This is a genomic window from Pseudomonas inefficax (assembly GCF_032164165.1).
Taxonomy (GTDB): Bacteria; Pseudomonadota; Gammaproteobacteria; order Pseudomonadales; family Pseudomonadaceae; genus Aquipseudomonas; species Aquipseudomonas inefficax.
This window is the reverse complement of the sequence record NZ_CP134401.1, coordinates 3,128,759-3,152,423: the sequence shown is the minus strand read 5'-3', so window position 1 is coordinate 3,152,423 and position 23,665 is coordinate 3,128,759. Positions and strand designations below refer to the sequence as shown.

At 59.4% G+C, this 23,665-nt stretch carries 20 protein-coding genes, 5 tRNA genes and 3 rRNA genes; 9 read left to right on the top strand and 19 right to left on the bottom strand.

Annotation, left to right across the window (positions count from 1 at the left end; translation table 11 throughout):
• Positions 1 to 44 precede the first annotated feature (44 nt).
• The 12 genes from RIN61_RS14060 to tyrS all read right to left on the bottom strand — a co-directional run bounded on the left by RIN61_RS14060 (position 45) and on the right by tyrS (position 10,014).
• Positions 45 to 120: transfer RNA gene (locus tag RIN61_RS14060), tRNA-Thr, on the bottom strand.
• 29 nt (positions 121 to 149) lie between these two features.
• Positions 150 to 223, bottom strand: a tRNA-Gly gene (locus tag RIN61_RS14055).
• Positions 224 to 247: 24 nt separating this feature from the next.
• Positions 248 to 331: transfer RNA gene (locus RIN61_RS14050), tRNA-Tyr, on the bottom strand.
• A 152-nt stretch (positions 332 to 483) separates the two neighbouring features.
• A complete protein-coding gene (locus tag RIN61_RS14045) occupies positions 484 to 909 on the bottom strand; it encodes a hypothetical protein (RefSeq protein WP_112254065.1) in 426 nt (141 codons plus the stop codon).
• 7 nt (positions 910 to 916) lie between these two features.
• A complete protein-coding gene (locus tag RIN61_RS14040) occupies positions 917 to 1,666 on the bottom strand; it encodes a pantothenate kinase (RefSeq protein WP_207879403.1) in 750 nt (249 codons plus the stop codon).
• Positions 1,656 to 2,615, bottom strand: coding sequence for a bifunctional biotin--[acetyl-CoA-carboxylase] ligase/biotin operon repressor BirA (birA, locus tag RIN61_RS14035; protein ID WP_112254064.1), 960 nt, complete (start codon positions 2,613 to 2,615; stop codon positions 1,656 to 1,658). Before birA ends, RIN61_RS14040 begins: the two co-directional genes overlap by 11 nt.
• A 291-nt stretch (positions 2,616 to 2,906) precedes the next feature.
• A 5S ribosomal RNA gene (gene rrf, locus RIN61_RS14030) occupies positions 2,907 to 3,022 on the bottom strand.
• A gap of 143 nt (positions 3,023 to 3,165) precedes the next feature.
• Positions 3,166 to 6,058, bottom strand: a 23S ribosomal RNA gene (locus RIN61_RS14025).
• A gap of 243 nt (positions 6,059 to 6,301) precedes the next feature.
• A tRNA-Ala gene (locus RIN61_RS14020) sits at positions 6,302 to 6,377 on the bottom strand.
• 24 nt (positions 6,378 to 6,401) lie between these two features.
• Positions 6,402 to 6,478: transfer RNA gene (locus RIN61_RS14015), tRNA-Ile, on the bottom strand.
• A gap of 85 nt (positions 6,479 to 6,563) precedes the next feature.
• Positions 6,564 to 8,100, bottom strand: a 16S ribosomal RNA gene (locus RIN61_RS14010).
• The 16S, 23S and 5S rRNA genes sit together here with 2 tRNA genes alongside, the layout of an rRNA operon.
• A gap of 714 nt (positions 8,101 to 8,814) precedes the next feature.
• On the bottom strand, positions 8,815 to 10,014 hold the full coding sequence (tyrS, locus tag RIN61_RS14005) for a tyrosine--tRNA ligase (RefSeq protein ID WP_112251597.1): 1,200 nt from the start codon (positions 10,012 to 10,014) through the stop codon (positions 8,815 to 8,817).
• 213 nt (positions 10,015 to 10,227) lie between these two features.
• On the opposite strand from tyrS, the gene RIN61_RS14000 reads away from it, so the two are divergent.
• Together RIN61_RS14000 and RIN61_RS13995 are read left to right on the top strand one after the other, a co-directional pair.
• Positions 10,228 to 11,649, top strand: coding sequence for a peptidoglycan DD-metalloendopeptidase family protein (locus tag RIN61_RS14000; RefSeq protein ID WP_112251595.1), 1,422 nt, complete (start codon positions 10,228 to 10,230; stop codon positions 11,647 to 11,649).
• Positions 11,650 to 11,653: 4 nt separating this feature from the next.
• Entirely contained in the window at positions 11,654 to 12,745 is a 1,092-nt protein-coding gene (locus RIN61_RS13995; RefSeq protein WP_112251593.1) for an anhydro-N-acetylmuramic acid kinase, read from the top strand.
• Between the two features lie 57 nt (positions 12,746 to 12,802).
• On the opposite strand, the gene erpA is transcribed toward RIN61_RS13995, so the two are convergent.
• Both erpA and argC read right to left on the bottom strand, forming a co-directional pair.
• A complete protein-coding gene (erpA, locus tag RIN61_RS13990) occupies positions 12,803 to 13,153 on the bottom strand; it encodes an iron-sulfur cluster insertion protein ErpA (protein WP_015268740.1) in 351 nt (116 codons plus the stop codon).
• Positions 13,154 to 13,299: 146 nt separating this feature from the next.
• Positions 13,300 to 14,334: an N-acetyl-gamma-glutamyl-phosphate reductase gene (argC, locus tag RIN61_RS13985; protein ID WP_112251591.1), complete on the bottom strand. Its 1,035-nt coding sequence runs from the start codon at positions 14,332 to 14,334 to the stop codon at positions 13,300 to 13,302.
• Positions 14,335 to 14,476: 142 nt separating this feature from the next.
• On the opposite strand from argC, the gene hemJ reads away from it, so the two are divergent.
• The 6 genes from hemJ to RIN61_RS13955 all read left to right on the top strand — a co-directional run bounded on the left by hemJ (position 14,477) and on the right by RIN61_RS13955 (position 18,903).
• Positions 14,477 to 14,902: a protoporphyrinogen oxidase HemJ gene (gene hemJ / locus RIN61_RS13980; RefSeq protein ID WP_313852439.1), complete on the top strand. Its 426-nt coding sequence runs from the start codon at positions 14,477 to 14,479 to the stop codon at positions 14,900 to 14,902.
• Between the two features lie 28 nt (positions 14,903 to 14,930).
• Complete coding sequence (locus tag RIN61_RS13975; RefSeq protein WP_112251587.1) at positions 14,931 to 15,887, top strand: NAD(P)H-dependent flavin oxidoreductase; 957 nt, start codon at positions 14,931 to 14,933, stop codon at positions 15,885 to 15,887.
• A gap of 67 nt (positions 15,888 to 15,954) precedes the next feature.
• Positions 15,955 to 16,737, top strand: a complete 783-nt coding sequence (locus RIN61_RS13970) for an SDR family NAD(P)-dependent oxidoreductase (protein ID WP_112251585.1) — start codon at positions 15,955 to 15,957, stop codon at positions 16,735 to 16,737.
• 63 nt (positions 16,738 to 16,800) lie between these two features.
• Positions 16,801 to 17,139: a histidine triad nucleotide-binding protein gene (locus RIN61_RS13965; RefSeq protein ID WP_012316537.1), complete on the top strand. Its 339-nt coding sequence runs from the start codon at positions 16,801 to 16,803 to the stop codon at positions 17,137 to 17,139.
• Positions 17,140 to 17,204: 65 nt separating this feature from the next.
• Positions 17,205 to 17,852 carry a 2-polyprenyl-3-methyl-6-methoxy-1,4-benzoquinone monooxygenase gene (coq7, locus tag RIN61_RS13960; protein WP_003258825.1) on the top strand — a complete coding sequence of 216 codons (648 nt, stop codon included), beginning with the start codon at positions 17,205 to 17,207 and terminating at the stop codon, positions 17,850 to 17,852.
• 10 nt (positions 17,853 to 17,862) lie between these two features.
• Entirely contained in the window at positions 17,863 to 18,903 is a 1,041-nt protein-coding gene (locus tag RIN61_RS13955) for a DUF2157 domain-containing protein (RefSeq protein WP_313852434.1), read from the top strand.
• Between the two features lie 132 nt (positions 18,904 to 19,035).
• Here the strand turns inward: RIN61_RS13955 and RIN61_RS13950 are convergent, their stop codons facing one another.
• Complete coding sequence (locus RIN61_RS13950) at positions 19,036 to 19,458, bottom strand: OsmC family protein (protein WP_112251581.1); 423 nt, start codon at positions 19,456 to 19,458, stop codon at positions 19,036 to 19,038.
• Positions 19,459 to 19,650: 192 nt separating this feature from the next.
• On the opposite strand from RIN61_RS13950, the gene crp reads away from it, so the two are divergent.
• Positions 19,651 to 20,295 (top strand): cAMP-activated global transcriptional regulator CRP, encoded by a 645-nt coding sequence (gene crp, locus RIN61_RS13945; RefSeq protein ID WP_112251579.1) that lies wholly within the window; start codon positions 19,651 to 19,653, stop codon positions 20,293 to 20,295.
• On the opposite strand, the gene RIN61_RS13940 is transcribed toward crp, so the two are convergent.
• The 4 genes from RIN61_RS13940 to RIN61_RS13925 form a co-directional block, all read right to left on the bottom strand.
• The gene (locus tag RIN61_RS13940; protein ID WP_207879298.1) at positions 20,292 to 20,996 is read right to left on the bottom strand and encodes a lipoate--protein ligase family protein; all 705 of its coding nucleotides are present in this window, start codon (positions 20,994 to 20,996) and stop codon (positions 20,292 to 20,294) included. The genes crp and RIN61_RS13940 overlap by 4 nt on opposite strands.
• 150 nt (positions 20,997 to 21,146) lie before the next feature.
• Positions 21,147 to 21,980 (bottom strand): indole-3-glycerol phosphate synthase TrpC, encoded by an 834-nt coding sequence (trpC, locus tag RIN61_RS13935; protein ID WP_112251575.1) that lies wholly within the window; start codon positions 21,978 to 21,980, stop codon positions 21,147 to 21,149.
• Positions 21,977 to 23,026, bottom strand: coding sequence for an anthranilate phosphoribosyltransferase (gene trpD, locus RIN61_RS13930; protein WP_087502057.1), 1,050 nt, complete (start codon positions 23,024 to 23,026; stop codon positions 21,977 to 21,979). Before trpD ends, trpC begins: the two co-directional genes overlap by 4 nt.
• Before the next feature lie 9 nt (positions 23,027 to 23,035).
• Complete coding sequence (locus RIN61_RS13925) at positions 23,036 to 23,629, bottom strand: aminodeoxychorismate/anthranilate synthase component II (protein ID WP_112251573.1); 594 nt, start codon at positions 23,627 to 23,629, stop codon at positions 23,036 to 23,038.
• Positions 23,630 to 23,665: the final 36 nt, after the last annotated feature.

Here is a 23,665-nt window from a genome sequence, read left to right as displayed (position 1 = left end):
CTGATAAAACAAAGGCAGATATTTTCATATCTGCCTTGTTTATATGGAGCTCTTGAGCGGACTTGAACCGCTGACCTCACCCTTACCAAGGGTGTGCTCTACCAACTGAGCTACAAGAGCGAAACACTTTGTGCAAAATCCAGCAAACTTGGAGCGGGTAGCGGGAATCGAACCCGCATCATCAGCTTGGAAGGCTGAGGTTCTACCACTAAACTATACCCGCGGAGCTTGCGGCTCTCGCTAAAACTGGTGGAGGGAGAAGGATTCGAACCTTCGAAGCTCTCGCAACGGATTTACAGTCCGTCCCCTTTGACCGCTCGGGAATCCCTCCAGATGTGGCCGGCATTCTATTTGTCTGCCGTCCTAGTGTCAAGCGTTTTTTCAAATTTTTTCAATCAAATCTGAAACTTAGCTGCTTTGACACCGCTTCCAGCTCTACCACCTGAGTGGTGTTCCCTGTGAAGCGGGCGCCATTCTATCAAGCTATTCGCCAGTTGCAATACCCTGGCAGAAAATAATTTTGTGTTTTAAGTCTTTGAAATCGTTGGAAAGAATTGCGATGACGGTTTGGTCCAGCAAACGCTCGCTTTCAGCGGCAACCTTGAGCCAACGACCCTCCGCTCCCGCTAGCTGGCCCGCCACCGGTAGCGTGGAAATATCCAGGCTTAACAGACGCTGACGCAGTGCATCGAGCTCCCCCTGACCCATAACGCCGCCGACTACCAGGCACTCATCCCGACGTTTGGGTGGCGCCGACACACCTGTTTCACGCAACAGACGGATTTCTTGCTGATTCCCCTTGTACAGCGAAAGGGGTGCCACTTCCTTGACCTTCAGCGGGGCTTCCTGCTGGTGCCACACGTAATAAAAGACGTTGAGCACCAGTAACAGCAGAAACAACCAACGCATAGGCACCTCAATCCAATGGGCAGGCCATGGCCAAGCCAACGAAAACCAGGTCAGGCACGACGCGCGCCTGCGGCACGGCCTCTTTTACCAACGGCGCGTCACCGCCGGTGAGAAAGACTGCAAAATCGTCCCCCCACAGCGCCCGCGCCTGTTCGAGCTGGGTACGCGCGAAACCCTGGAGCATCAAAACGCATCCGCGCTCGACCGCCTCGACAGTCGAACGCCCTGGCGCCAGGCTTGCCAATGCACGCTCAGCCGAGGCATCGTCATAACGGATACGCCGGGTGTGCGTACGCAACTGGCTACGCATCAATGGCATACCCGGGCAGATGTAGCCACCCAGGTGCTCGCCGTCCGCTGCAACGAAATCCGCTTTTGCAGCGGTGCCCAGATCAATGACCAGGCATGAGCGCCCGGCCAGGTGAAAGGCTCCCAACGCCGCCAACCAACGGTCCATGCCCAGGCGCTGGTAGTCGTCATAGCCATTGCGCACACCCGCCAGTTCCTGGGCCGGGTGCGCCACTCGCGCTTGCACGGCAAACGCCTGGGCAATCAGCGCGCAAAGCGCGTCGGTTTCTTCTTCACTGCGCACACTGACAATGCGGCAGCCGGTAAGACGCACGGAAGCAAGTGCAGCCACCTCGGCCACCAGCGCCTGATCGGAGTCGACGATACCGCCGCTTTCGATCGCTGCATCAGCGACATGGATTACCCGCCACTTGATGAAACTGTTACCGCAATCGAGCTCAAGAATCATCGCGCAACCTCAAACTGAGCTCACCACCACTAAAGCTCTTTTCCACCCCGTCCACCTCAAGGCGCAAACCGCCCTGCCCGTCGACACCAAGAACCACACCATCGATATGTGTGTTACCGGCAATCAGAGAAACCTTGCGCCCCTGCCAGAGGTGCGCCTGCTCCCATTCTTCCTGGAATGCAGCAAACCCGTAGCGACGATGCCGCGCCAATTCGTGCTGCAACTGCTGGCTGAGCAACGCTACCAGCCGGTTACGGTCGACTGCCGCCCCTGCTTCGCGGCGCATCGAGGTCCACAGCTGGTCGACCTGATCGTTGAGCTGCATGTTCACATTGATGCCGATACCCAGCACCACATGGCATACATCTGCCGGGTCGCCCACCAATTCCAAGAGGATACCGGTGATCTTCTGTCCGCGAACGAGGACATCATTGGGCCATTTGAGCCCTACATCCTTCACCCCAAACGCCTGCAGGGTACGCATAACCGCCAACCCCACCACTAGACTCAAGCCCTCGAGCTGGCGCATGCCGCCATCCACACGGAGTACCAGGCTGTAATACAGGTTTTCGGCAAACGGGCTGACCCACTGCCGACCGCGCCGACCACGGCCGGCGCTCTGGCGCTCAGCCAGGATCAGGAATGGAGCAATCTGCCCTTCCGCGGCGAGCCGCAGGCCTTCGGCATTGGTCGAATCGATGGTGTCGTGGATAAAAACAGGCCACTGCTCGCCTTCGGTAAACTCGGCAATCGCTTGTGCATCGAGCAAAGCCAGTGGCGCCGATAGCTGATAGCCGCGCCCACGAACCTTGTGAATAGTGAGGTTCAGTTCGCTCTCCAGGTGCTGCAGCTGCTTCCAAACAGCGCTGCGACTTACCCCGAGGGCGGCCCCCAAAGCTTCTCCGGAATGGAACCGTCCATCCTTGAGGAGATTCAACAACTTCAGCATGCCAGTCTCGACTTGGAATAAGGCAGGCATGATAGCTATGGGCTGTTGGCTTGCATAGGAAAAGGGCCTGCCGGCAGGATGGAGGCCACCCCCCGCAGCCCCCCCCTCGAAGACCGCGCCGCACTTGAGGGCTTTAACCGCGAAGCAGACAGCGCGGTGGATGGCACCGGCTTTGCCGGTGTTCGCGGGTGAACCCGCTCCCACAGAGAAGGGTTGTGCAGGCCTGTGGCTTCCGGGCCACAAAGACAAAACCCCTACCTGCATGCGCAGATAGGGGTTTTGCGAAATGAATCTTGACGATGACCTACTCTCACATGGGGAAACCCCACACTACCATCGGCGATGCATCGTTTCACTGCTGAGTTCGGGATGGGATCAGGTGGTTCCAATGCTCTATGGTCGTCAAGAAATTCTGTTGCCAGAATGTCCAGATGGACAGCCCAGCGAATTCGGATATGCGATATCTGTGGTGCTTTTGTGAACAGTGCGAACTTTCGGTTCGTTTCGTCTTCACCACCACAATCTGCGTAGCAGATTGCTTGGGTGTTATATGGTCAAGCCTCACGGGCAATTAGTATTGGTTAGCTCAACGCCTCACAGCGCTTACACACCCAACCTATCAACGTCGTAGTCTTCGACGGCCCTTTAGGGGATTCAAGATCCCAGTGAGATCTCATCTTGAGGCAAGTTTCCCGCTTAGATGCTTTCAGCGGTTATCTCTTCCGAACATAGCTACCCGGCAATGCCACTGGCGTGACAACCGGAACACCAGAGGTTCGTCCACTCCGGTCCTCTCGTACTAGGAGCAGCCCCTCTCAAATCTCAAACGTCCACGGCAGATAGGGACCGAACTGTCTCACGACGTTCTAAACCCAGCTCGCGTACCACTTTAAATGGCGAACAGCCATACCCTTGGGACCGGCTTCAGCCCCAGGATGTGATGAGCCGACATCGAGGTGCCAAACACCGCCGTCGATATGAACTCTTGGGCGGTATCAGCCTGTTATCCCCGGAGTACCTTTTATCCGTTGAGCGATGGCCCTTCCATACAGAACCACCGGATCACTAAGACCTACTTTCGTACCTGCTCGACGTGTTTGTCTCGCAGTCAAGCGCGCTTTTGCCTTTATACTCTACGACCGATTTCCGACCGGTCTGAGCGCACCTTCGTACTCCTCCGTTACTCTTTGGGAGGAGACCGCCCCAGTCAAACTACCCACCATACACTGTCCTCGATCCGGATAACGGACCTGAGTTAGAACCTCAAAGTTGCCAGGGTGGTATTTCAAGGATGGCTCCATGAGAACTGGCGTCCCCACTTCAAAGCCTCCCACCTATCCTACACAAGCAAATTCAAAGTCCAGTGCAAAGCTATAGTAAAGGTTCACGGGGTCTTTCCGTCTAGCCGCGGATACACTGCATCTTCACAGCGATTTCAATTTCACTGAGTCTCGGGTGGAGACAGCGCCGCCATCGTTACGCCATTCGTGCAGGTCGGAACTTACCCGACAAGGAATTTCGCTACCTTAGGACCGTTATAGTTACGGCCGCCGTTTACCGGGGCTTCGATCAAGAGCTTCGCTTGCGCTAACCCCATCAATTAACCTTCCGGCACCGGGCAGGCGTCACACCCTATACGTCCACTTTCGTGTTTGCAGAGTGCTGTGTTTTTAATAAACAGTCGCAGCGGCCTGGTATCTTCGACCGGCATGGGCTTACGGAGCAAGTCCTTCACCCTCGCCGGCGCACCTTCTCCCGAAGTTACGGTGCCATTTTGCCTAGTTCCTTCACCCGAGTTCTCTCAAGCGCCTTGGTATTCTCTACCTAACCACCTGTGTCGGTTTGGGGTACGGTTCCCAGTTATCTGAAGCTTAGGAGCTTTTCTTGGAAGCATGGTATCAACCACTTCGTCGCCTAAAGGCAACTCGTCATCAGCTCTCGGCCTTGAAATCCCGGATTTGCCTAAGATTTCAGCCTACCACCTTAAACCTGGACAACCAACGCCAGGCTGGCCTAACCTTCTCCGTCCCTCCATCGCAATAACTGGAAGTACAGGAATATTAACCTGTTTTCCATCGACTACGCTTTTCAGCCTCGCCTTAGGGACCGACTAACCCTGCGTCGATTAACGTTGCGCAGGAAACCTTGGTCTTTCGGCGTGCGAGTTTTTCACTCGCATTGTCGTTACTCATGTCAGCATTCGCACTTCTGATACCTCCAGCAAGCTTCTCAACTCACCTTCACAGGCTTACAGAACGCTCCTCTACCGCGTCATCGTAAGATGACACCCGTAGCTTCGGTGCATGGTTTGAGCCCCGTTACATCTTCCGCGCAGGCCGACTCGACTAGTGAGCTATTACGCTTTCTTTAAAGGGTGGCTGCTTCTAAGCCAACCTCCTAGCTGTCTAAGCCTTCCCACATCGTTTCCCACTTAACCATGACTTTGGGACCTTAGCTGACGGTCTGGGTTGTTTCCCTTTTCACGACGGACGTTAGCACCCGCCGTGTGTCTCCCATGCTCGGCACTTGTAGGTATTCGGAGTTTGCATCGGTTTGGTAAGTCGGGATGACCCCCTAGCCGAAACAGTGCTCTACCCCCTACAGTGATACATGAGGCGCTACCTAAATAGCTTTCGAGGAGAACCAGCTATCTCCGAGCTTGATTAGCCTTTCACTCCGATCCACAGGTCATCCGCTAACTTTTCAACGGTAGTCGGTTCGGTCCTCCAGTCAGTGTTACCTAACCTTCAACCTGCCCATGGATAGATCGCCCGGTTTCGGGTCTATACCCAGCGACTAAACGCCCTATTAAGACTCGCTTTCGCTACGCCTCCCCTATTCGGTTAAGCTCGCCACTGAATATAAGTCGCTGACCCATTATACAAAAGGTACGCAGTCACCTAACAAAGTAGGCTCCCACTGCTTGTACGCATACGGTTTCAGGTTCTATTTCACTCCCCTCTCCGGGGTTCTTTTCGCCTTTCCCTCACGGTACTGGTTCACTATCGGTCAGTCAGTAGTATTTAGCCTTGGAGGATGGTCCCCCCATATTCAGACAAAGTTTCTCGTGCTCCGTCCTACTCGATTTCATTGACAAGAGATTTTCGTGTACGGGGCTATCACCCACTATGGCCGCACTTTCCAGAGCGTTCCACTAATCTCAAATCAACTTAAGGGCTGGTCCCCGTTCGCTCGCCACTACTAAGGGAATCTCGGTTGATTTCTTTTCCTCAGGGTACTTAGATGTTTCAGTTCCCCTGGTTCGCCTCTTGCACCTATGTATTCAGTACAAGATACTCAGCTTATGCTGAGTGGGTTCCCCCATTCAGAGATCTCTGGATCACAGTCTGTTTGCCGACTCCCCAAAGCTTATCGCAGGCTACCACGTCTTTCATCGCCTCTGACTGCCAAGGCATCCACCGTATGCGCTTCTTCACTTGACCATATAACCCCAAGCAATCTGGTTATACTGTGAAGACGACATTCGCCGAAAATTCGCATGTTGCTCTTTCGAGCAGAACTCACAAATTTTACCTTAGCCTGATTAACCAGCAGTGAAACTGGCTATCAGTCTATATCTATCACATATCCGAATTTTTAAAGAACGATCTGACAAAAGTCAGAAATCAACATTCGATCTGAATGCTCATTTCTAAGTTCTGACAAGTTACTGTGTACTGCGGAAGTGGTGGAGCCAAGCGGGATCGAACCGCTGACCTCCTGCGTGCAAGGCAGGCGCTCTCCCAGCTGAGCTATGGCCCCGTATTCTACGGCTGAACCATGTAATGGTAGGTCTGGGCAGATTTGAACTGCCGACCTCACCCTTATCAGGGGTGCGCTCTAACCAACTGAGCTACAGACCTATAACAGGGTCGCGTTACAGCATCGTCTTTTACAATGAATCAAGCAATTCGTGTGGGAGCTCATCAGCAGGCTGATGTCGTCGATTAAGGAGGTGATCCAGCCGCAGGTTCCCCTACGGCTACCTTGTTACGACTTCACCCCAGTCATGAATCACACCGTGGTAACCGTCCTCCCGAAGGTTAGACTAGCTACTTCTGGTGCAACCCACTCCCATGGTGTGACGGGCGGTGTGTACAAGGCCCGGGAACGTATTCACCGCGACATTCTGATTCGCGATTACTAGCGATTCCGACTTCACGCAGTCGAGTTGCAGACTGCGATCCGGACTACGATCGGTTTTGTGAGATTAGCTCCACCTCGCGGCTTGGCAACCCTCTGTACCGACCATTGTAGCACGTGTGTAGCCCAGGCCGTAAGGGCCATGATGACTTGACGTCATCCCCACCTTCCTCCGGTTTGTCACCGGCAGTCTCCTTAGAGTGCCCACCATAATGTGCTGGTAACTAAGGACAAGGGTTGCGCTCGTTACGGGACTTAACCCAACATCTCACGACACGAGCTGACGACAGCCATGCAGCACCTGTGTCAGAGTTCCCGAAGGCACCAATCCATCTCTGGAAAGTTCTCTGCATGTCAAGGCCTGGTAAGGTTCTTCGCGTTGCTTCGAATTAAACCACATGCTCCACCGCTTGTGCGGGCCCCCGTCAATTCATTTGAGTTTTAACCTTGCGGCCGTACTCCCCAGGCGGTCAACTTAATGCGTTAGCTGCGCCACTAAAATCTCAAGGATTCCAACGGCTAGTTGACATCGTTTACGGCGTGGACTACCAGGGTATCTAATCCTGTTTGCTCCCCACGCTTTCGCACCTCAGTGTCAGTATCAGTCCAGGTGGTCGCCTTCGCCACTGGTGTTCCTTCCTATATCTACGCATTTCACCGCTACACAGGAAATTCCACCACCCTCTACCGTACTCTAGCTCGCCAGTTTTGGATGCAGTTCCCAGGTTGAGCCCGGGGCTTTCACATCCAACTTAACGAACCACCTACGCGCGCTTTACGCCCAGTAATTCCGATTAACGCTTGCACCCTCTGTATTACCGCGGCTGCTGGCACAGAGTTAGCCGGTGCTTATTCTGTCGGTAACGTCAAAACAGCAAGGTATTAGCTTACTGCCCTTCCTCCCAACTTAAAGTGCTTTACAATCCGAAGACCTTCTTCACACACGCGGCATGGCTGGATCAGGCTTTCGCCCATTGTCCAATATTCCCCACTGCTGCCTCCCGTAGGAGTCTGGACCGTGTCTCAGTTCCAGTGTGACTGATCATCCTCTCAGACCAGTTACGGATCGTCGCCTTGGTGAGCCATTACCCCACCAACTAGCTAATCCGACCTAGGCTCATCTGATAGCGCAAGGCCCGAAGGTCCCCTGCTTTCTCCCGTAGGACGTATGCGGTATTAGCGTTCCTTTCGAAACGTTGTCCCCCACTACCAGGCAGATTCCTAGGCATTACTCACCCGTCCGCCGCTGAATCAAGGAGCAAGCTCCCGTCATCCGCTCGACTTGCATGTGTTAGGCCTGCCGCCAGCGTTCAATCTGAGCCATGATCAAACTCTTCAGTTCAATACTGCTTGGGTTTTTAAGAAACCCTAAACTTGGCTCAGCAATCTCAAATGACTATGTGATTTCTCGCATGGTCACTTGTGATGCTGATAATCTTTTTGACTATCAGTCCATACTCACAAGCACCCACACGAATTGCTTGATTCGATTTGTTAAAGAGCGTTTGGTTAAGAGCTTTTCGTCTCAACCGAGGCGCGCATTCTACGCTTTCCTCATTTGCTGTCAAGCGTTTATTTTGAAGTTTTTTGCGAGAAACTCGTTTAGCTTCAAACACTTGACTCGCTGCGATCTCTCGTAGCGGGAGGCGAATCATACAGCGTTTAAAAGCGCTGTCAACCATCATCTCAACCGCTTTTGATCATTCGATCGTAGCGCTTCCGGCTTCTTCTTGACTACTTAACTCGTTGATTAACAAGGAGTTTTTCGTTCCGATGTCGCTGGAAGTGGGGCGCATTATAAGGGGATTCGGAGGGGCGTCAACCTTTAATTTCATATATTTGAAATATTCCAGGCGAAGACCTTATCGAGGCCACCAGGTGCTCGCAGGCGCCAGAAAACCCAAGGCAGGCAGATCTCAAAACCAATGCCATCCCAAGACAGGCCCATAACCCCCACCTGACACCCGCTACAGCAACAACCAAAACCCAAACCCCAAAAACAAAGCGGGGAGGCCTACCGGCCTCCCCGCTTCTATATAGCTACACCCCAAGACAATCACTCAGCCTTCAAGGTTACCCGCGCAAAGGATTTCTTGCCCGCCTGGCACACATGGGTGGCACCCAGCGCAAACATGAAGTCACGATCAACCACTGCGCCATCAACCTTGACCGCACCGCCGCTCAGCAAATCCCGCGCCTGAGCCGAGTTCTTCACCAGGCCAGCCCGGTTCAGCACGGCAGCAATCGGCAGGCTTTCCGCCGCAGCCACTTCAACTTCCGGCAGGTCTTCCGGCAGCTCGCCTTCCTTCATACGGTTGCCCGCGGCACGGTGAGCGTTGGCCGCGGCCTCCTCGCCATGGAAGCGCGCGACGATTTCTTCCGCCAGCTTGATCTTGATGTCGCGCGGGTTGGCACCATTGGCGACATCGGCACGGAACTGCTCGATCTCGTCCATCGAACGGAAGCTCAGCAGCTCGAAGTAGCGCCACATCAGGGTATCCGGGATCGACACCAGCTTGCTGTACATCACCCCCGGCGCTTCCTGGATACCTACATAGTTGCCCAGCGACTTGGACATCTTCTTCACGCCGTCGAGCCCTTCGAGCAGCGGCATGGTCACGATGTTCTGCGCTTCCTGGCCATAGGCGCGCTGCAGTTCCCGCCCCATCAGCAGGTTGAATTTCTGGTCAGTACCACCCAGCTCGACATCAGCCTTCAGCGCCACCGAGTCATAGCCCTGCACCAGCGGGTACAGGAATTCGTGTATGGCAATAGGCTGGTTGGTGGTGTAGCGCTTGTCGAAGTCATCACGCTCCAGCATGCGCGCCACGGTGTACTGCGACGCCAGGCGAATGAAGTCGGCCGGGGTCAGCTTGTCCATCCAGGTGGAGTTGAACGCAACCTCGGTCTTGGCCGGGTCGAGGATCTTGAACACCTGCTGTTTGTAGGTCTCGGCGTTTTCCAGCACCTGCTCGCGGGTCAACGGCGGGCGAGTGGCGCTCTTGCCGCTCGGGTCGCCGATCATGCCGGTGAAGTCACCGATCAGGAAGATGACCTGGTGCCCCAGGTCCTGGAACTGGCGCAGCTTGTTGATCAGCACCGTGTGCCCAAGGTGCAGGTCGGGGGCGGTCGGGTCGAAGCCGGCCTTGATGCGCAGAGGCTGGCCGCGCTTGAGCTTCTCCACCAGTTCCGACTCGACCAGTACTTCTTCCGCACCGCGCTTGATAAGCGCCAGCTGCTCTTCAACCGACTTCATAGACAAACCCGCAAGGCTCAGATTCAGGGGGAGCCAACCATACAAGATCGGCCGTCAATTACAAGTTTCGCAAAGGAATGTGACCCGAACACGGGCTTCCGGCGTCTACGCGCCCTTGCGTGAAAATGGATTTGGTTATATTTTATACAGTTATTTCATCTTCATCATGTCATTCATCTTTTCCATTTCACCTTTTTCAAAGTCACCTTGCCCATGACCAACGAACCGCCTAAAGCGCCCCCGCTTTATCCGAAAAGCCATCTGTTGGCCGCCAGCGGCATCGCCGCCCTGCTCAGCCTGGCCCTGCTGGTGTTCCCTTCCAGCGAAGTGGAAGCCAAGAAAACCACCCTCAACCTCGAGCTGGAGAGCCCTGCCGAACAGTTGAAGGACGAATCCCGCGCTGCCCCCCTGGTGCAGGCAGAAGGTGAGCAAAGCTCGCCATTCGCCCAGATAGAGGATGCAGCCCCCGAAACCCAGAAGGCCGAACAGGAAGCCCCTGGCGCCGCGCCGGTCGTCGAAGCCACCAAGGAACCCAGCCACCGCGAAGTCACCGTGGCTCGTGGTGACACCCTGTCCACTCTGTTCGCCAAGGTCGGCCTGCCAAGCAATGCGGTGCACGACCTGTTGGCCAGCAACAAGCAGGCCAAGCAGTTCAGCCAGCTCAAGCATGGCCAGGTGCTGCAGTTCGAACTCGACAAGGACGGCCAGCTGGCCAGCCTGCACAGCAAGGTCAGCAACCTCGAAACCATTCGCCTGACCAAGACCGACAAGGGCTACACCTTCAATCGCGAAATCAGCAAGCCGGTAGTGCGTACCGCCTACGCCCACGGCGTGATCAAAAGCTCGCTGTCAGCTTCGGCCCAGCGCGCCGGCCTGTCCCACAGCATGACCATGGACATGGCACGCGTGCTGGGTTACGACATCGATTTCGCCCAGGACATTCGTCCGGGCGATGAATTCGATGTGGTCTACGAGCAGAAGGTGATGGACGGCAAGGTCGTCGGCACAGGCAACATCCTGTCCGCGCGCTTCACCAACCGCGGCAAGACCTACACCGCCGTGCGCTATACCAACAAGCAGGGCAACACCAGCTACTACACCGCCGATGGCAACAGCCTGCGCAAGGCCTTCATCCGCACCCCGGTCGACTTCGCCCGCATCAGCTCGCGCTTTTCCGCCGGCCGCAAGCACCCGATCCTGAACAAGATCCGCGCCCACAAAGGCGTCGACTATGCCGCCCCACGCGGCACTCCGATCAAGGCAGCCGGTGACGGCCGCATCGAGCTGGCCGGGCGTCGCGGTGGTTACGGCAACACCGTGATCATCCAGCATGGCAACCGCTACAAGACGCTGTACGGCCACATGCAGGGCTTTGCCAAGGGCATCAAGACCGGCAGCTCGGTCAAGCAGGGCCAGATCATCGGCTACATCGGCACCACCGGCCTGTCCACCGGCCCGCACCTGCACTACGAGTTCCAGGTCAACGGTGTGCACGTCGACCCGCTAAGCCAGAAAGTGCCGATGGCCGACCCGATAGCCAGGAACGAGCGCCAGCGTTTCCTGCAGCAGAGCCAGCCCCTGATCGCCCGCATGGATCAGGAAAAGGCCACCCTGCTCGCAGCGAACAAGCGTTAATCCAATGGCGCTCTACCTGGGAGTGATGTCCGGCACCAGCCTCGATGGCGTGGACATTGCCTTGATCAAGCAAGGCGAGCAGCTAGAACTGCTCGCCACCCACTACCTGCCGATGCCCGGCGACCTGCGCCAGGAGCTGCTGAGCCTTTGCAGCAGCGGCCCTGACGAGATCGCCCGCGCCGCACTGGCAGAAAACCGCTGGGCCAGCCTGGCAGGCGAAGGTATCCGCCAACTGCTGGTCAGGCAGGGGCTGCAGGCCGAAGCCATCCGCGCCATCGGCAGCCACGGCCAGACCATCCGCCACGAGCCTGCACGCGGTTTTACCGTGCAGATCGGCAACCCGGCGCTGCTGGCCGAGCTTACCGGTATCAGCGTGGTCGCCGACTTCCGCCGTCGCGATGTGGCCGCCGGTGGGCAAGGTGCACCCCTGGTGCCGGCCTTCCATGAAACCCTGTTCAGCCACTTGGGCCAACGCCTGGCCATTCTCAATGTGGGTGGTTTCAGCAACCTCAGCCTGATCGAACACGACAAGCCGGTCCATGGCTTCGACTGCGGTCCGGGCAACGTGCTGCTGGATGCCTGGGTCGAACGCAAGCGCGGCCAGGCCTACGATGCGGATGGGGCTTGGGCTGCCTCGGGCGTGGTGCAGGCCGACTTGCTCGACGCATTGCTGGCCGACCCGTTCTTCGCCGGCAGCGGCCCGAAGAGCACCGGCCGCGAAGTGTTCAACCTCCCCTGGCTGGATGGTCACCTGGCCCGCCTGCCCGCTTACCGCGACGAGGACGTACAGGCTACCTTGCTGGAACTGACCGCACGCAGCATCATCGACTCGTTGAGCAACGCCCAGCAAGGCACCGAAGCGCTGCTGGTTTGCGGTGGCGGTGCGCGCAACGGCGCCCTGATGACGCGCCTCAGCCAGTTGCTGCCCGACACCCGTGTCGCCAGCACCGGCGCCCATGGCGTGGACCCGGACTGGGTCGAAGCCATGGCTTTCGCCTGGCTGGCCCACTGCTGCCTGGAGGGCATAGCCGCCAACCGCCCAAGCGTGACAGCGGCCAAGGGCCTGCGCGTACTCGGCGCAATCTACCCGGCCTGAACTAAGCCAGAAAGCAAAACGCCGCGCAATTGCACGGCGTTTTCGTATGGCCAGGCCTCAGATCGAGAACGAGGAACCGCAGCCACAGGTGGTAGCAGCGTTCGGGTTCTTGATCACGAAGCGCGAGCCTTCCAGGCCTTCCTGGTAATCCACTTCGGCACCGGCCAGGTACTGGAAGCTCATCGGGTCGACCACAAGGGAAACACCCTCGCGCTCGACGATGGTGTCGTCTTCAGCCACGTCTTCATCGAAGGTGAAGCCATACTGGAAGCCCGAGCAACCGCCACCGGTGACGAACACGCGCAGTTTCAGACGATCGTTGCCTTCTTCGGAAACCAGGTTCTTCACCTTTTGCGCAGCGCCGTGGGTGAATTCCAAAGCGGTAGGGGTGAAGGTTTCGACGCTCATGTTGATTCTCCCGGCGTGGTAGCCGCCATAAAACTCGATGACGCGCATTATCCGCTTTCCCGAGAAAATCGGTCAAGAATTGTGCGGCTTTAGTCGCGACATACAAAAAGGCCCGCACGACGCGGGCCTTTTCGAACGCTGGCTGCTTACGGCAGCAGGCCCGCGTGGGAGAGGCCCATGCGCTCGTCCAGGCCAAACAGGATGTTGAGGTTCTGCACCGCCTGGCCAGACGCGCCCTTGACCAGGTTGTCGATCACCGACAGCACCACCACCAAGTCGCCACCCTGCGGGCGATGAACGGCAATACGGCAGACGTTGGCACCGCGCACGCTGCGGGTTTCCGGATGGCTGCCAGCTGGCATCACATCGACGAACGGTTCAGCGGCATAGCGTTTCTCGAACAGCGCCTGCAGGTCGATCGAAGTGTCGGCAACGGTAGCGTACAGGGTGGCGTGGATGCCACGGATCATTGGCGTCAGGTGCGGCACGAAAGTCAGGCCGATATCCTTGCCAGCGGCCAGGCGCAAGCCCTGGCTGATTTCCGGCAGGTGGCGATGGCCCTTCACTGCGTACGCTTTCATGCTTTCGCCGGCTTCGCAGAACAGCGAGCCCACCGCCGCACCACGGCCAGCACCGCTGACACCCGACTTGCAGTCGGCGATCAGGCGCGACGGGTCGGCCAGGCCAGCTTCCAGCAGCGGCAGGAAGCCCAGTTGGGTGGCGGTCGGGTAGCAACCTGGAACAGCAATCAGGCGCGCCTGGCGAATCTTCTCGCGGTTGACTTCAGGCAGGCCGTATACCGCGTCCTTGAGCAGCTCTGGCGCACCGTGCGGCTGGCCGTACCACTTGCCCCACTCGGCGGCGTCCTGCAAGCGGAAGTCGGCAGACAGGTCGATCACCTTGGTACCCGCCGCCAGCAGCTCGCCGGCCAGGGCGTGGGCAACACCGTGCGGGGTGGCGAAGAACACCACATCGCAGGCGGCCAAGGTCTTGCTATCTGGCACGCTGAACGCCAGCCCGTCATAGTGGCCGCGCAGGTTCGGGTACATGTCCGCCACCGCAACGCCCGCCTCGGAGCGCGAAGTGATGACCGCCACTTCGGCCTGTGGATGCTGTGCCAGCAGACGCAACAGTTCGACGCCGGTGTAACCCGTGCCGCCGACGATACCGACCTTGATCATAACGCTTGCCCCTTATCAACGAGCCGTCTGGAAAGCGCACGATAATAGGGGCGCAAGGCGCCTGTAACAACTCTTCGGGTGACCCTTCGGGCGCTTGACCACTACTATCTGACGACCGTGAATCCCTGAAGGAACTCCCCCCATGCTTTACCTATGGATCAAAGCGCTGCATATCGTCAGCGTGGTCTGCTGGTTCGCCGGCCTGTTCTACCTGCCGCGGTTGTTCGTCTACCACGCCCAGAGCCAGGACAGCATCAGCCAGGACCGCTTCGTGACCATGGAACGCAAGCTGTACCGCGGCATCATGAACCCGGCAATGATCGCCACCTACGTGTTCGGCGCCTGGATGCTCTATCTCAACCCGGGCTGGCTGAGTCAGGGCTGGCTGCATGCCAAGCTGGCCCTGGTCATCCTGCTGACCGGCTACCATCACGTGTGCGGCGCCCAGCGCAAGCGCTTCGCCAGCGGTAGCAACACCCGCAGCCACGTCTACTATCGCTGGTTCAACGAAGTGCCCGTGCTGTTCCTGCTGGGTATCGTAATTCTGGTGGTGGTCAAACCGTTCTGACATAGCCACCCGCTCAAGGAGCCTTGCCATGTCGTTACCTGCCTCCCTCGAACAACGCCTGCGCCTGCCCGTGGTTGCCGCACCGATGTTCCTGATCTCCAACCCCAGGCTGGTTCTGGCTTGCTGCTCCAGCGGCGTGGTCGGCAGCTTCCCGGCCCTCAACCAGCGCGACAGCGCCGGCTTCAAGGCCTGGTTAGAGGAAATCGAGGCGGGCCTGGCGCAACTGCAGGCGCCAGCGCCCTATGCCGTCAACCTGATCGTCCACCCGACCAACCCGCGCCTGCAGGCCGACCTGGCGTTGTGCGTGGAGCACCGCGTACCAATCGTCATCACCAGCCTCGGCGCGGTGAAGGAAGTGGTCGATGCCGTGCATGGCTACGGCGGCCTGGTGTTCCATGATGTCACCACCCGCCGCCATGCCGAGAAAGCCGCCGAAGCCGGTGTCGACGGCCTGATCGCCGTCGCCGCAGGAGCAGGCGGCCATGCCGGCACCTGGAGCCCGTTCGCCCTGGCCGCGGAAATTCGTCAGTTCTTCGACAAGACCTTGCTGCTGGCCGGCTGCCTCAACCACGGCCACGAGATCCTCGCCGCGCAAATGCTGGGGGCGGATCTTGCGTACATGGGCACCCGCTTCATCGCCACCGCAGAAAGCCAGGCTCCGGGCGCCTACAAGCAGATGCTGCTCGATTCCCATGCCGCCGACATCATTCACACCCCGGCGGTGTCCGGCGTCCCTGCCAGCTTCCTGCGCCCGAGCCTGGAGCAGGCTGGCTACGACATGGAAGCCCTGAAGGGAGGCCACGAGCAAGGCAAACTCAAGCCGATCGACGACGAAGCCAAGGCCTGGAAGACCGTGTGGTCGGCGGGCCAGGGCGTCGGCGGTATCGACGACCTGCCCAGCGCCAGCGCGCTGATCGAGCGGCTGCATCACGAGTACCGGGACGCCCTGGAACGCTGTCAGGCCCTGCGCACCCGTACCCCGTAGCAAAAGGCAACACCTTGCCTGGCCAAGCTGTACACTAGGCGCCCTCTTCAGCCCCCAGGAGCCTTGCATGACCCGTTACGCCATGATCACTGGTGCTTCCAGCGGCCTGGGCCTGGCCCTGGCGGAAGCCCTGGCGCGGCGCGGGCGCAACCTGATCCTGGTGGCACGCCAGCGTGAAACGCTGGAGCCGGTGGCCATCGAATTGACCCAACGTTTCGGGGTGGAGGTGCTGTTCCGTGCCTGCGACCTCAGCCAACCGTTGCGCCTGTCGGGCTTCGTGCTGGAACTGGAAGAAGGCGAGCGGCGCATCGACCTGCTGGTCAATTGTGCCGGCCTGCGCACCTACGGGCCATTCCTGGCCCATGAGTGGGCCGACGAGCAGGACCTGCTGGAAGTCAACGTGCTGGCCCTGAGCCGCCTGTGCCACGCCATCGGCAACCTGATGGCCGTGCAGGGCGGCGGGCAAATCCTCAATGTCGCCGGCCTGGCCGGGGTGGCGCCTGGCCCGTGGATGGCCGCCTATTCCGCCAGCAAGGCCTATGTGCTGAGCTTCTCCCAGGCCTTGCGCGAAGAACTCAAACGCACCGGCATCAAGGTCTCGGTACTGTGCCCCGGCCCGGTGCGTTCCTCGCGCCGGCGCATTCCACGGCTGGATGGCAAGCCGCGCTGCCTCAGCCCTGAGGAGGTGGCCCTGTATACCGTGCGCGCGCTGGACAAGAACCGCGCACTTATCCTGCCCGGCCGGCGCAACCGTTGGCTGGCGTTCGCCCCACGCCTGCTGCCACGCTGGCTGGTGCGCAAGCTGGCCGGGGCCATCCACCGCCGCTATTGCCCGGTCGGCATGGAATAGCTACTGGGCGAGCGGCGCCCGGCTGAGTACACTCGGCCCGACCCTCACCATGGAGCAAGTGCTGTGGACGATTTATTCATCAAGATCATCAACCGGGAAATCCCGGCGAAGATCATCTACGAAGACGACCAGGTCCTGGCGTTCCACGATATCGCCCCCCAGGCGCCCGTGCATTTTCTTGTCATCCCGAAAAAGCACATCCGCACCCTCAATGACTTGACCGAAGAAGACAAAGGCCTGGCTGGCCACATCTTGTTCACCGCCCAGCGCCTGGCCAAGGAACTTGGCTGCGAGGACGGCTTCCGCGTGGTCATGAACTGTAACGAGCAAGGCGGCCAGACCGTCTACCACATCCACATGCACGTGCTTGGCCAGCGCCAGATGCACTGGCCGCCGGGCTGATCCACGGCAAGCGACCCTGCCACTATTGCGGTAAACTATCGGGCACATTCTTGCGGAGGTGCCCGATGGCTACCGAACGTCACTACTCGCCGCTTGACCGCTTGTTGCTGCAGGCCGATACGGCCATGCGTACCTTGCTGCCCTTCAGCGGCCAACCCGCCCGCCCATCGCCGGCCATCGTCCAGCCGGACGTCGACCTGGACGAACAACAGGCCCGCCATGTTGCCGGGCTGATGCGTATCAACCACACCGGTGAAGTCTGCGCCCAGGCGCTGTACCAAGGCCAGGCCCTGACCGCCAAGCTGCCCGAAGTGCGCAAGGCCATGGAGCACGCCGCCGAGGAAGAAGTGGACCACCTGGCCTGGTGCGAACAGCGTATTCGCCAGCTGAACAGCCACCCCAGCGTGCTCAACCCATTGTTCTACGGCATGTCGTTCGGCATCGGCGCACTCGCCGGGCTGGTCAGCGACAAGGTCAGCCTGGGCTTCGTCGCCGCTACCGAGCACCAGGTGTGCAAGCACCTCGACGAACACCTGGAGCAGATCCCGCAGGAAGACGAAAAGTCCCGGGCCATCCTCGAACAGATGCGCGTCGATGAGGAGCAACACGCCGAGTCCGCACTGGAAGCCGGCGGCTATCGTTTCCCTGCCCCTGTCCGCTTTGGCATGAGCCTGTTGGCCAAGGTCATGACCAAGAGCACCTACCGTATCTGAAGGCATCGCCATGACGGACCGTTTCGACGCCAAGGACCTGGCGCGCGCCGTGCAAGCCGGCATTCTCCAGCCGGGCCAGGACCAGGCCCTGCTGGCCTTCCTGCGCCAGCAACCAGCACAACGTGGTAGCTTCCAGCTGGCCCATGTCGCCTTTTACTTTGGCGCCATGCTGATCATGGCTGCAATGGGCTGGTTGCTCACCGAAGCCTGGATGCGCATCGGCGACTGGGCGCTGCTGGTCATCGCCAGCCTCTATTTCCTTTTGCTCACGCTGTTCGCCGTTAACCTGCAACGGCGCGCACAACCCGTCGCGGCCGGGGTACTGGCGGCGGTCGCGGTCAGTATCGTGCCGCTGGTGGTATTCGCCATCGAACGTCTGGCCGGCTGGTGGCCGACGGATGATGCGCAGGCCGACTACCACCAGTACTACACCTACGTGCAGGGCAGCTGGCTGGCAATGGAAGCGGCCACAGTGCTCGCCGGGTTGCTGATGCTGAGGTTGATTCCCTACCCGTTCATCGTCATGCCGATTGCCGTGGCTTTGTGGTTCATGTCGATGGACCTGAGCGAATGGTTCTTCGGTTCGCCATTCAGCTGGGAGCAACGCCGCGAGGTTTCGTTGTGGTTCGGGCTGGGGTTGCTTGTAGTATTCCTGGTGGTGGACGGGCGCACTCGCGACGATTACGCCCGCTGGGGTTACCTGGCCGGGTTGGCGGCATTCTGGGGTGGGCTGACGCTGATGGACAGCGGCAGTGAGCTGGGCAAGGCCCTGTACTGCCTGATCAACATTGCCCTGATGGGCATGGCGGTGCTGCTGCGCCGGCCGGTGTTCATGGTGTTCGGGGCGTTGGGCGTGGCGGCTTACCTGGGGTACCTGTCGTACGAGGTATTTGCCGAGTCGCTGCTGTTCCCAGTGGTGGTAACCCTGATCGGGCTGGGGGTTATCGGGTTGGGGCTGGTTTACCAGAAGCGGCGAGAGCGGTTGAGCCGGGTGATGCGTGGATACTTGCCAGGATGGGTGAGGGCCGCACTGCCGGCGCTTCGCAGCTGAAATTGCCAGGGCCGTATGTGGGAGCGGGTTTACCCGCGAACACCGGCGCAGCCGGTGCCACCCACCGCGTCGCCTGCTTCGCGGGTAAACCCGCTCCCACATGGGCTGCGCAGCAGCCCAACAATCATGGCTTTAACCCAGTTCTACGATTTCATGGCCGTGGGTAATCTCAACCCCGGCACGCTCGAGCATGATCGAAGCCGAGCAATATTTCTCCGCCGACAGCTCTACCGCACGCTTGACTTGGGCCTCCTTCAGCCCACGCCCCTTCACCACGAAGTTCATGTGGATCTTGGTAAACACCTTCGGGTCTTCGCTGGCACGCTCGGCCTCCAGGAACGCCTCGCAGCTTTCCACCGCCTGGCGGGACTTCTTCAGAATGCTGACCACATCAAAGCTGCTGCAGCCACCCAGGCCCAGCAACAGCATTTCCATCGGGCGCACGCCCAGGTTGCGGCCGCCGGCCTCGGGCGGGCCGTCCATCACAACGACATGGCCGCTCCCCGATTCGCCGAGGAACATCGCCTCACCGGCCCACTGGATACGTGCCTTCATCTACCCGGACTCCTGATTTACGGAAAAGGGTGTCAGCTTAGACCTTGTGCGGCTGTGGGAAAAGTACGAGTCGTGTCGGTTTAGTACCGAAACATCCTGTAGTGTCTGATAAGCTGGCGCCAAATGACTGGCGCGCACCGCCAGCCAACCTTTATAAAAAAGCCTATGCGTCATATCGAACAGGATTTCGTGATGGTTGCTTCTGCCCTACCCGCCAAGATCAAGAACATCGACAAGCTGCTGGTGCACTGCCAGCGCCGTCGCTATACCGCCAAAAGCAATATCATCTGCGCCGGCGACCGGGCCGAGACACTGTCGTTCATCATCAAGGGCTCGGTCACCATTCTCATCGAGGACGACAACGGCCATGAAATGATCATCGCCTACCTGAACAGTGGCGACTTCTTCGGCGAGCTGGGCCTGTTCGAACCGGCCGAAGGCGATCAGCAACGCAGTGCCTGGGTGCGCGCCAAGACCGAATGCGAAGTAGCCGAAATCAGTTATGAGAAGTTTCGCGAACTGGCGCGCCAGGACCCGGAAATCCTCTACGCCCTGGGCAGCCAGATGGCCCAGCGCCTGCGCAACACCACGCGCAAGGTCGGCGACCTGGCGTTCTTCGACGTTACCGGGCGTGTCGCCCGTTGCCTGCTGGAGCTGTGCAAGCAACCCGACGCCATGACCCACCCCGATGGCATGCAGATCAAGATCACTCGTCAGGAAATCGGCCGCATCGTCGGTTGCTCGCGGGAAATGGTCGGCCGCGTCCTCAAGGACCTTGAAGAACGCAGCCTGGTGCAGGTCAAAGGCAAGACCATGGTGGTCTACGGTACCCGCTAGTCCTTGGGCAGGTCAGCCAGCACCGTGGCATAGGCCTGCGACAGCCGCTCGAACCATGGGGCCGCGGGCGCTACCTCATGCAGGGCGATGTGCGCATCGGCGCGGCAGCGCTGTTCCAGGTCGCAGCACTCGTTGAAACGGTTGACCGCCGCCACCATCGATTCACGCTCGTTGTCCAGCAGCAGCGCACCGTGCACCAGCACCACCGGGCGCTTGCCGCCCAGCCCTTGGCGCCAGCGTTGGGCAGTGCCCACCAGCTTGCGGCCATTAAGGTTGACGTTATAGCGACCATCGCAGAAAGCGCCGTCGATTTCGCCCACCGACGCCACCCCACCCCACTCGCGCAGCACATCGCACAGCGGCAGGCACAAGCGCTCGTAGGCATTTTCGATACGGCCGTGATCGCCTTCGCTGCGGGGGGCTACATAGACCAGGGCGACGTTCACCGTGGCGTGTGACTGCGGCACCGGTTCGCCGCCGGTTTCACGCAGCAGCACCGGCCAGCCGGCAATTGCCAGCTCCGCGCAGGCGGCTTCGAAATTGTCCAGGCGGCTCATGCGCCGGGGCATGACCAGTGCGTGGTCGGTCGGGCGCCAGAACAGCACGCCACTGTCGCGTTCGCCGCGACAGACAGCGGCCAGCAGTTCCTGTTCGGCGTGCAGGCCTTGTTCGACGGTCAGGGCCAGGGGGTGATCGGTCATTGATCCACCTTTGATATTGTTTTCGAGGGCCTCTTCGCGGGTGAACCCGCTCCCACAGGATAACCACGGTGTTCAAGACCTGTGGAGTACCCGCGAATGGGACCATGGCAGGAGTACAAAAAAGCCGACAAAAACGCCGGCTTCATTTGATCAGTCCAGTTGCTGAACAGTCTTCTTCACCTGTTCCGGGAAGAACAACCGCTGCAGTTCCAGCCCTGGCTGCTCGGCGCGCATGAACGCTTCACCCACCAGGAACGAATAGACTTCGTTGATCGTCATCAGCTCCACATCGACCCGGTTCAAGATGCCGCTCTCGGTAATCGCCAGGCGATCACGCGGAATACGTGGCAGCAGGTCGAGGGTGGTTTCCAGGCTGACCTCGAAGGTGTGCAGGTTGCGGTTGTTCACCCCCACCAGCGGGGTATCCAGGGTTTTCAACGCGCGCTCCAGTTCATCGCCGTCGTGCACTTCCACCAGCACGTCGAGGCCGACATCCTTGGCCGTAGCCGCCAGTTCGGCCATTTTCACATCATCCAGCGCCGACACGATCAGCAACACACAGTCCGCGCCCAGGGCCCGGGCCTCGACGATCTGGTACGGGTCAACCATGAAGTCCTTGCGGATCACCGGCAGCGACACCGCCGCACGGGCCTGCTGCAGGTACTCGTCGGCGCCCTGGAAGTAATCCACATCGGTCAGCACCGACAGGCAAGTTGCCCCGCCCTTCTCGTAGCTGACGGCGATTTCCGCCGGCACGAAATGGTCGCGAATCACGCCCTTGCTCGGCGACGCCTTCTTGATTTCGGCAATTACCGCCGGCTGCTTGCGCGCAGCTTGCTCGATCAGGGCCTTGGCAAAGCCACGCGGAGCGTCGGCAGCCTTGGCCAGGCCCTCCAGTTCGGCGAGGCTGACGCGCGCGCTGCGCTCGGCCACTTCCTGAAACTTGCGGGCAATGATCCTTTCCAGCACCGTCGGCACACTCATGCTTCGTTCTCCACCTTGAATACTGCAGTAAAGGCACCCAGCTCCTGCAGCTTCTCCCAGGCCAGCCCGGTGTGCAGTACGTCGTGGGCCAGTTCCACACCGGCTTTCAGGCTCATGGCATGGTCAGCGGCATACAGCGCCGCGCCCGCATTGAGCACGATCATCTCGGCAGCCTTCTGGCCGTTTTCGGTCTTGCGCCGGCCCAACGCATCGCGGATCAGCTCCAGCGACGCCTGCGGGTTCTCGACGGCCAGGCCGTGCAAGCTCTGGCTCTTCATGCCGAGGTCTTCCGGCTCTACCCAGTATTCGGTGATCTCGCCATTCTTCAATTCGGCGACAAAGGTAGGCGCAGCCAGGCTGAACTCGTCCAGGCCGTCCTTCGAGTGCACCACCAATACATGCTTGCTGCCCAGGCGCTGCAGCACCTCGGCCAGCGGGCGGCACAGGGCCTGGGCGAACACGCCGACCACCTGGTGCTTCACCCCGGCCGGATTCGTAAGCGGGCCGAGCATGTTGAACAGGGTACGCAGCCCCAGGTCGCGACGCGGGCCGGCAGCGTGCTTCATGGCCGAATGATGGCTTTGCGCGAACATGAAGCCGATGCCCAGGCTATCGATGCAGCGGGCCACCTGGGTTGGCGTCAGGTTAAGGTAAATGCCGGCGGCTTCCAGCAGGTCGGCACTGCCGCTCTTGCCCGACACCGCGCGGTTGCCATGCTTGGCAACGGTGCAACCCGCCGCCGCCAGGACGAACGACGAGGCGGTGGACACGTTGAAGATGTTGGCGCCATCACCGCCGGTACCGACGATATCGACCACGCCATCGAGGCTTTGCAGTTCGACCTTTTCGGCCAGCTCGCGCATTACCGACACCGCACCAACGATCTCGTCGATGCTTTCGCTCTTCATGCGCATGCCCATCAGGAAGGCGCCGATCTGCGCTTCGCTGCACTGGCCGGTCATGATCTGGCGCATGACGTCGCGCATTTCTTCGGTTGAAAGGTCCAGTTGGCCGACGATACGGCTCAACGCGCTCTTGATATCCATGTTCGATCCTTAGCGGCGGCCGCCGGTCTGCTTGAGGAAGTTGGCGAACAGTTCGTGGCCCTGTTCGGTCAGGATCGACTCGGGATGGAATTGCACCCCTTCGATATTCAGCGTCTTGTGGCGCAGGCCCATGATCTCGTCGACCGAACCGTCAGCATGGGCGGTCCAGGCGGTCACTTCCAGGCACTCTGGCAAGGTTTCGCGCTTTACCACCAAGGAGTGGTAACGGGTCACGGTCAAAGGGTTGTTGAGGCCAGCGAACACGCCCAGGTCACGATGATGTACCGGGCTGGTCTTGCCGTGCATCACCTGGCGGGCACGAACCACATCACCGCCAAAGGCCTGGCCGATGGACTGATGGCCCAGGCATACACCGAGAATCGGCAGCTTGCCGGCAAAGTGCAGGATGGCCTCGATGGATACGCCCGCCTCGCTCGGCGTGCATGGGCCAGGGGACACGACGATGCGCTCGGGGGCGAGGGCTTCGATCTGGGCGATGGTCATTTCGTCATTGCGAATGACCTTTACCTCGGCACCCAGCTCGCCAAGGTACTGAACGACGTTGTAAGTGAATGAGTCGTAATTGTCGATCATCAGTAACATCGGGTTAAACCTCTTGAATCTACTGACTTCAGAATT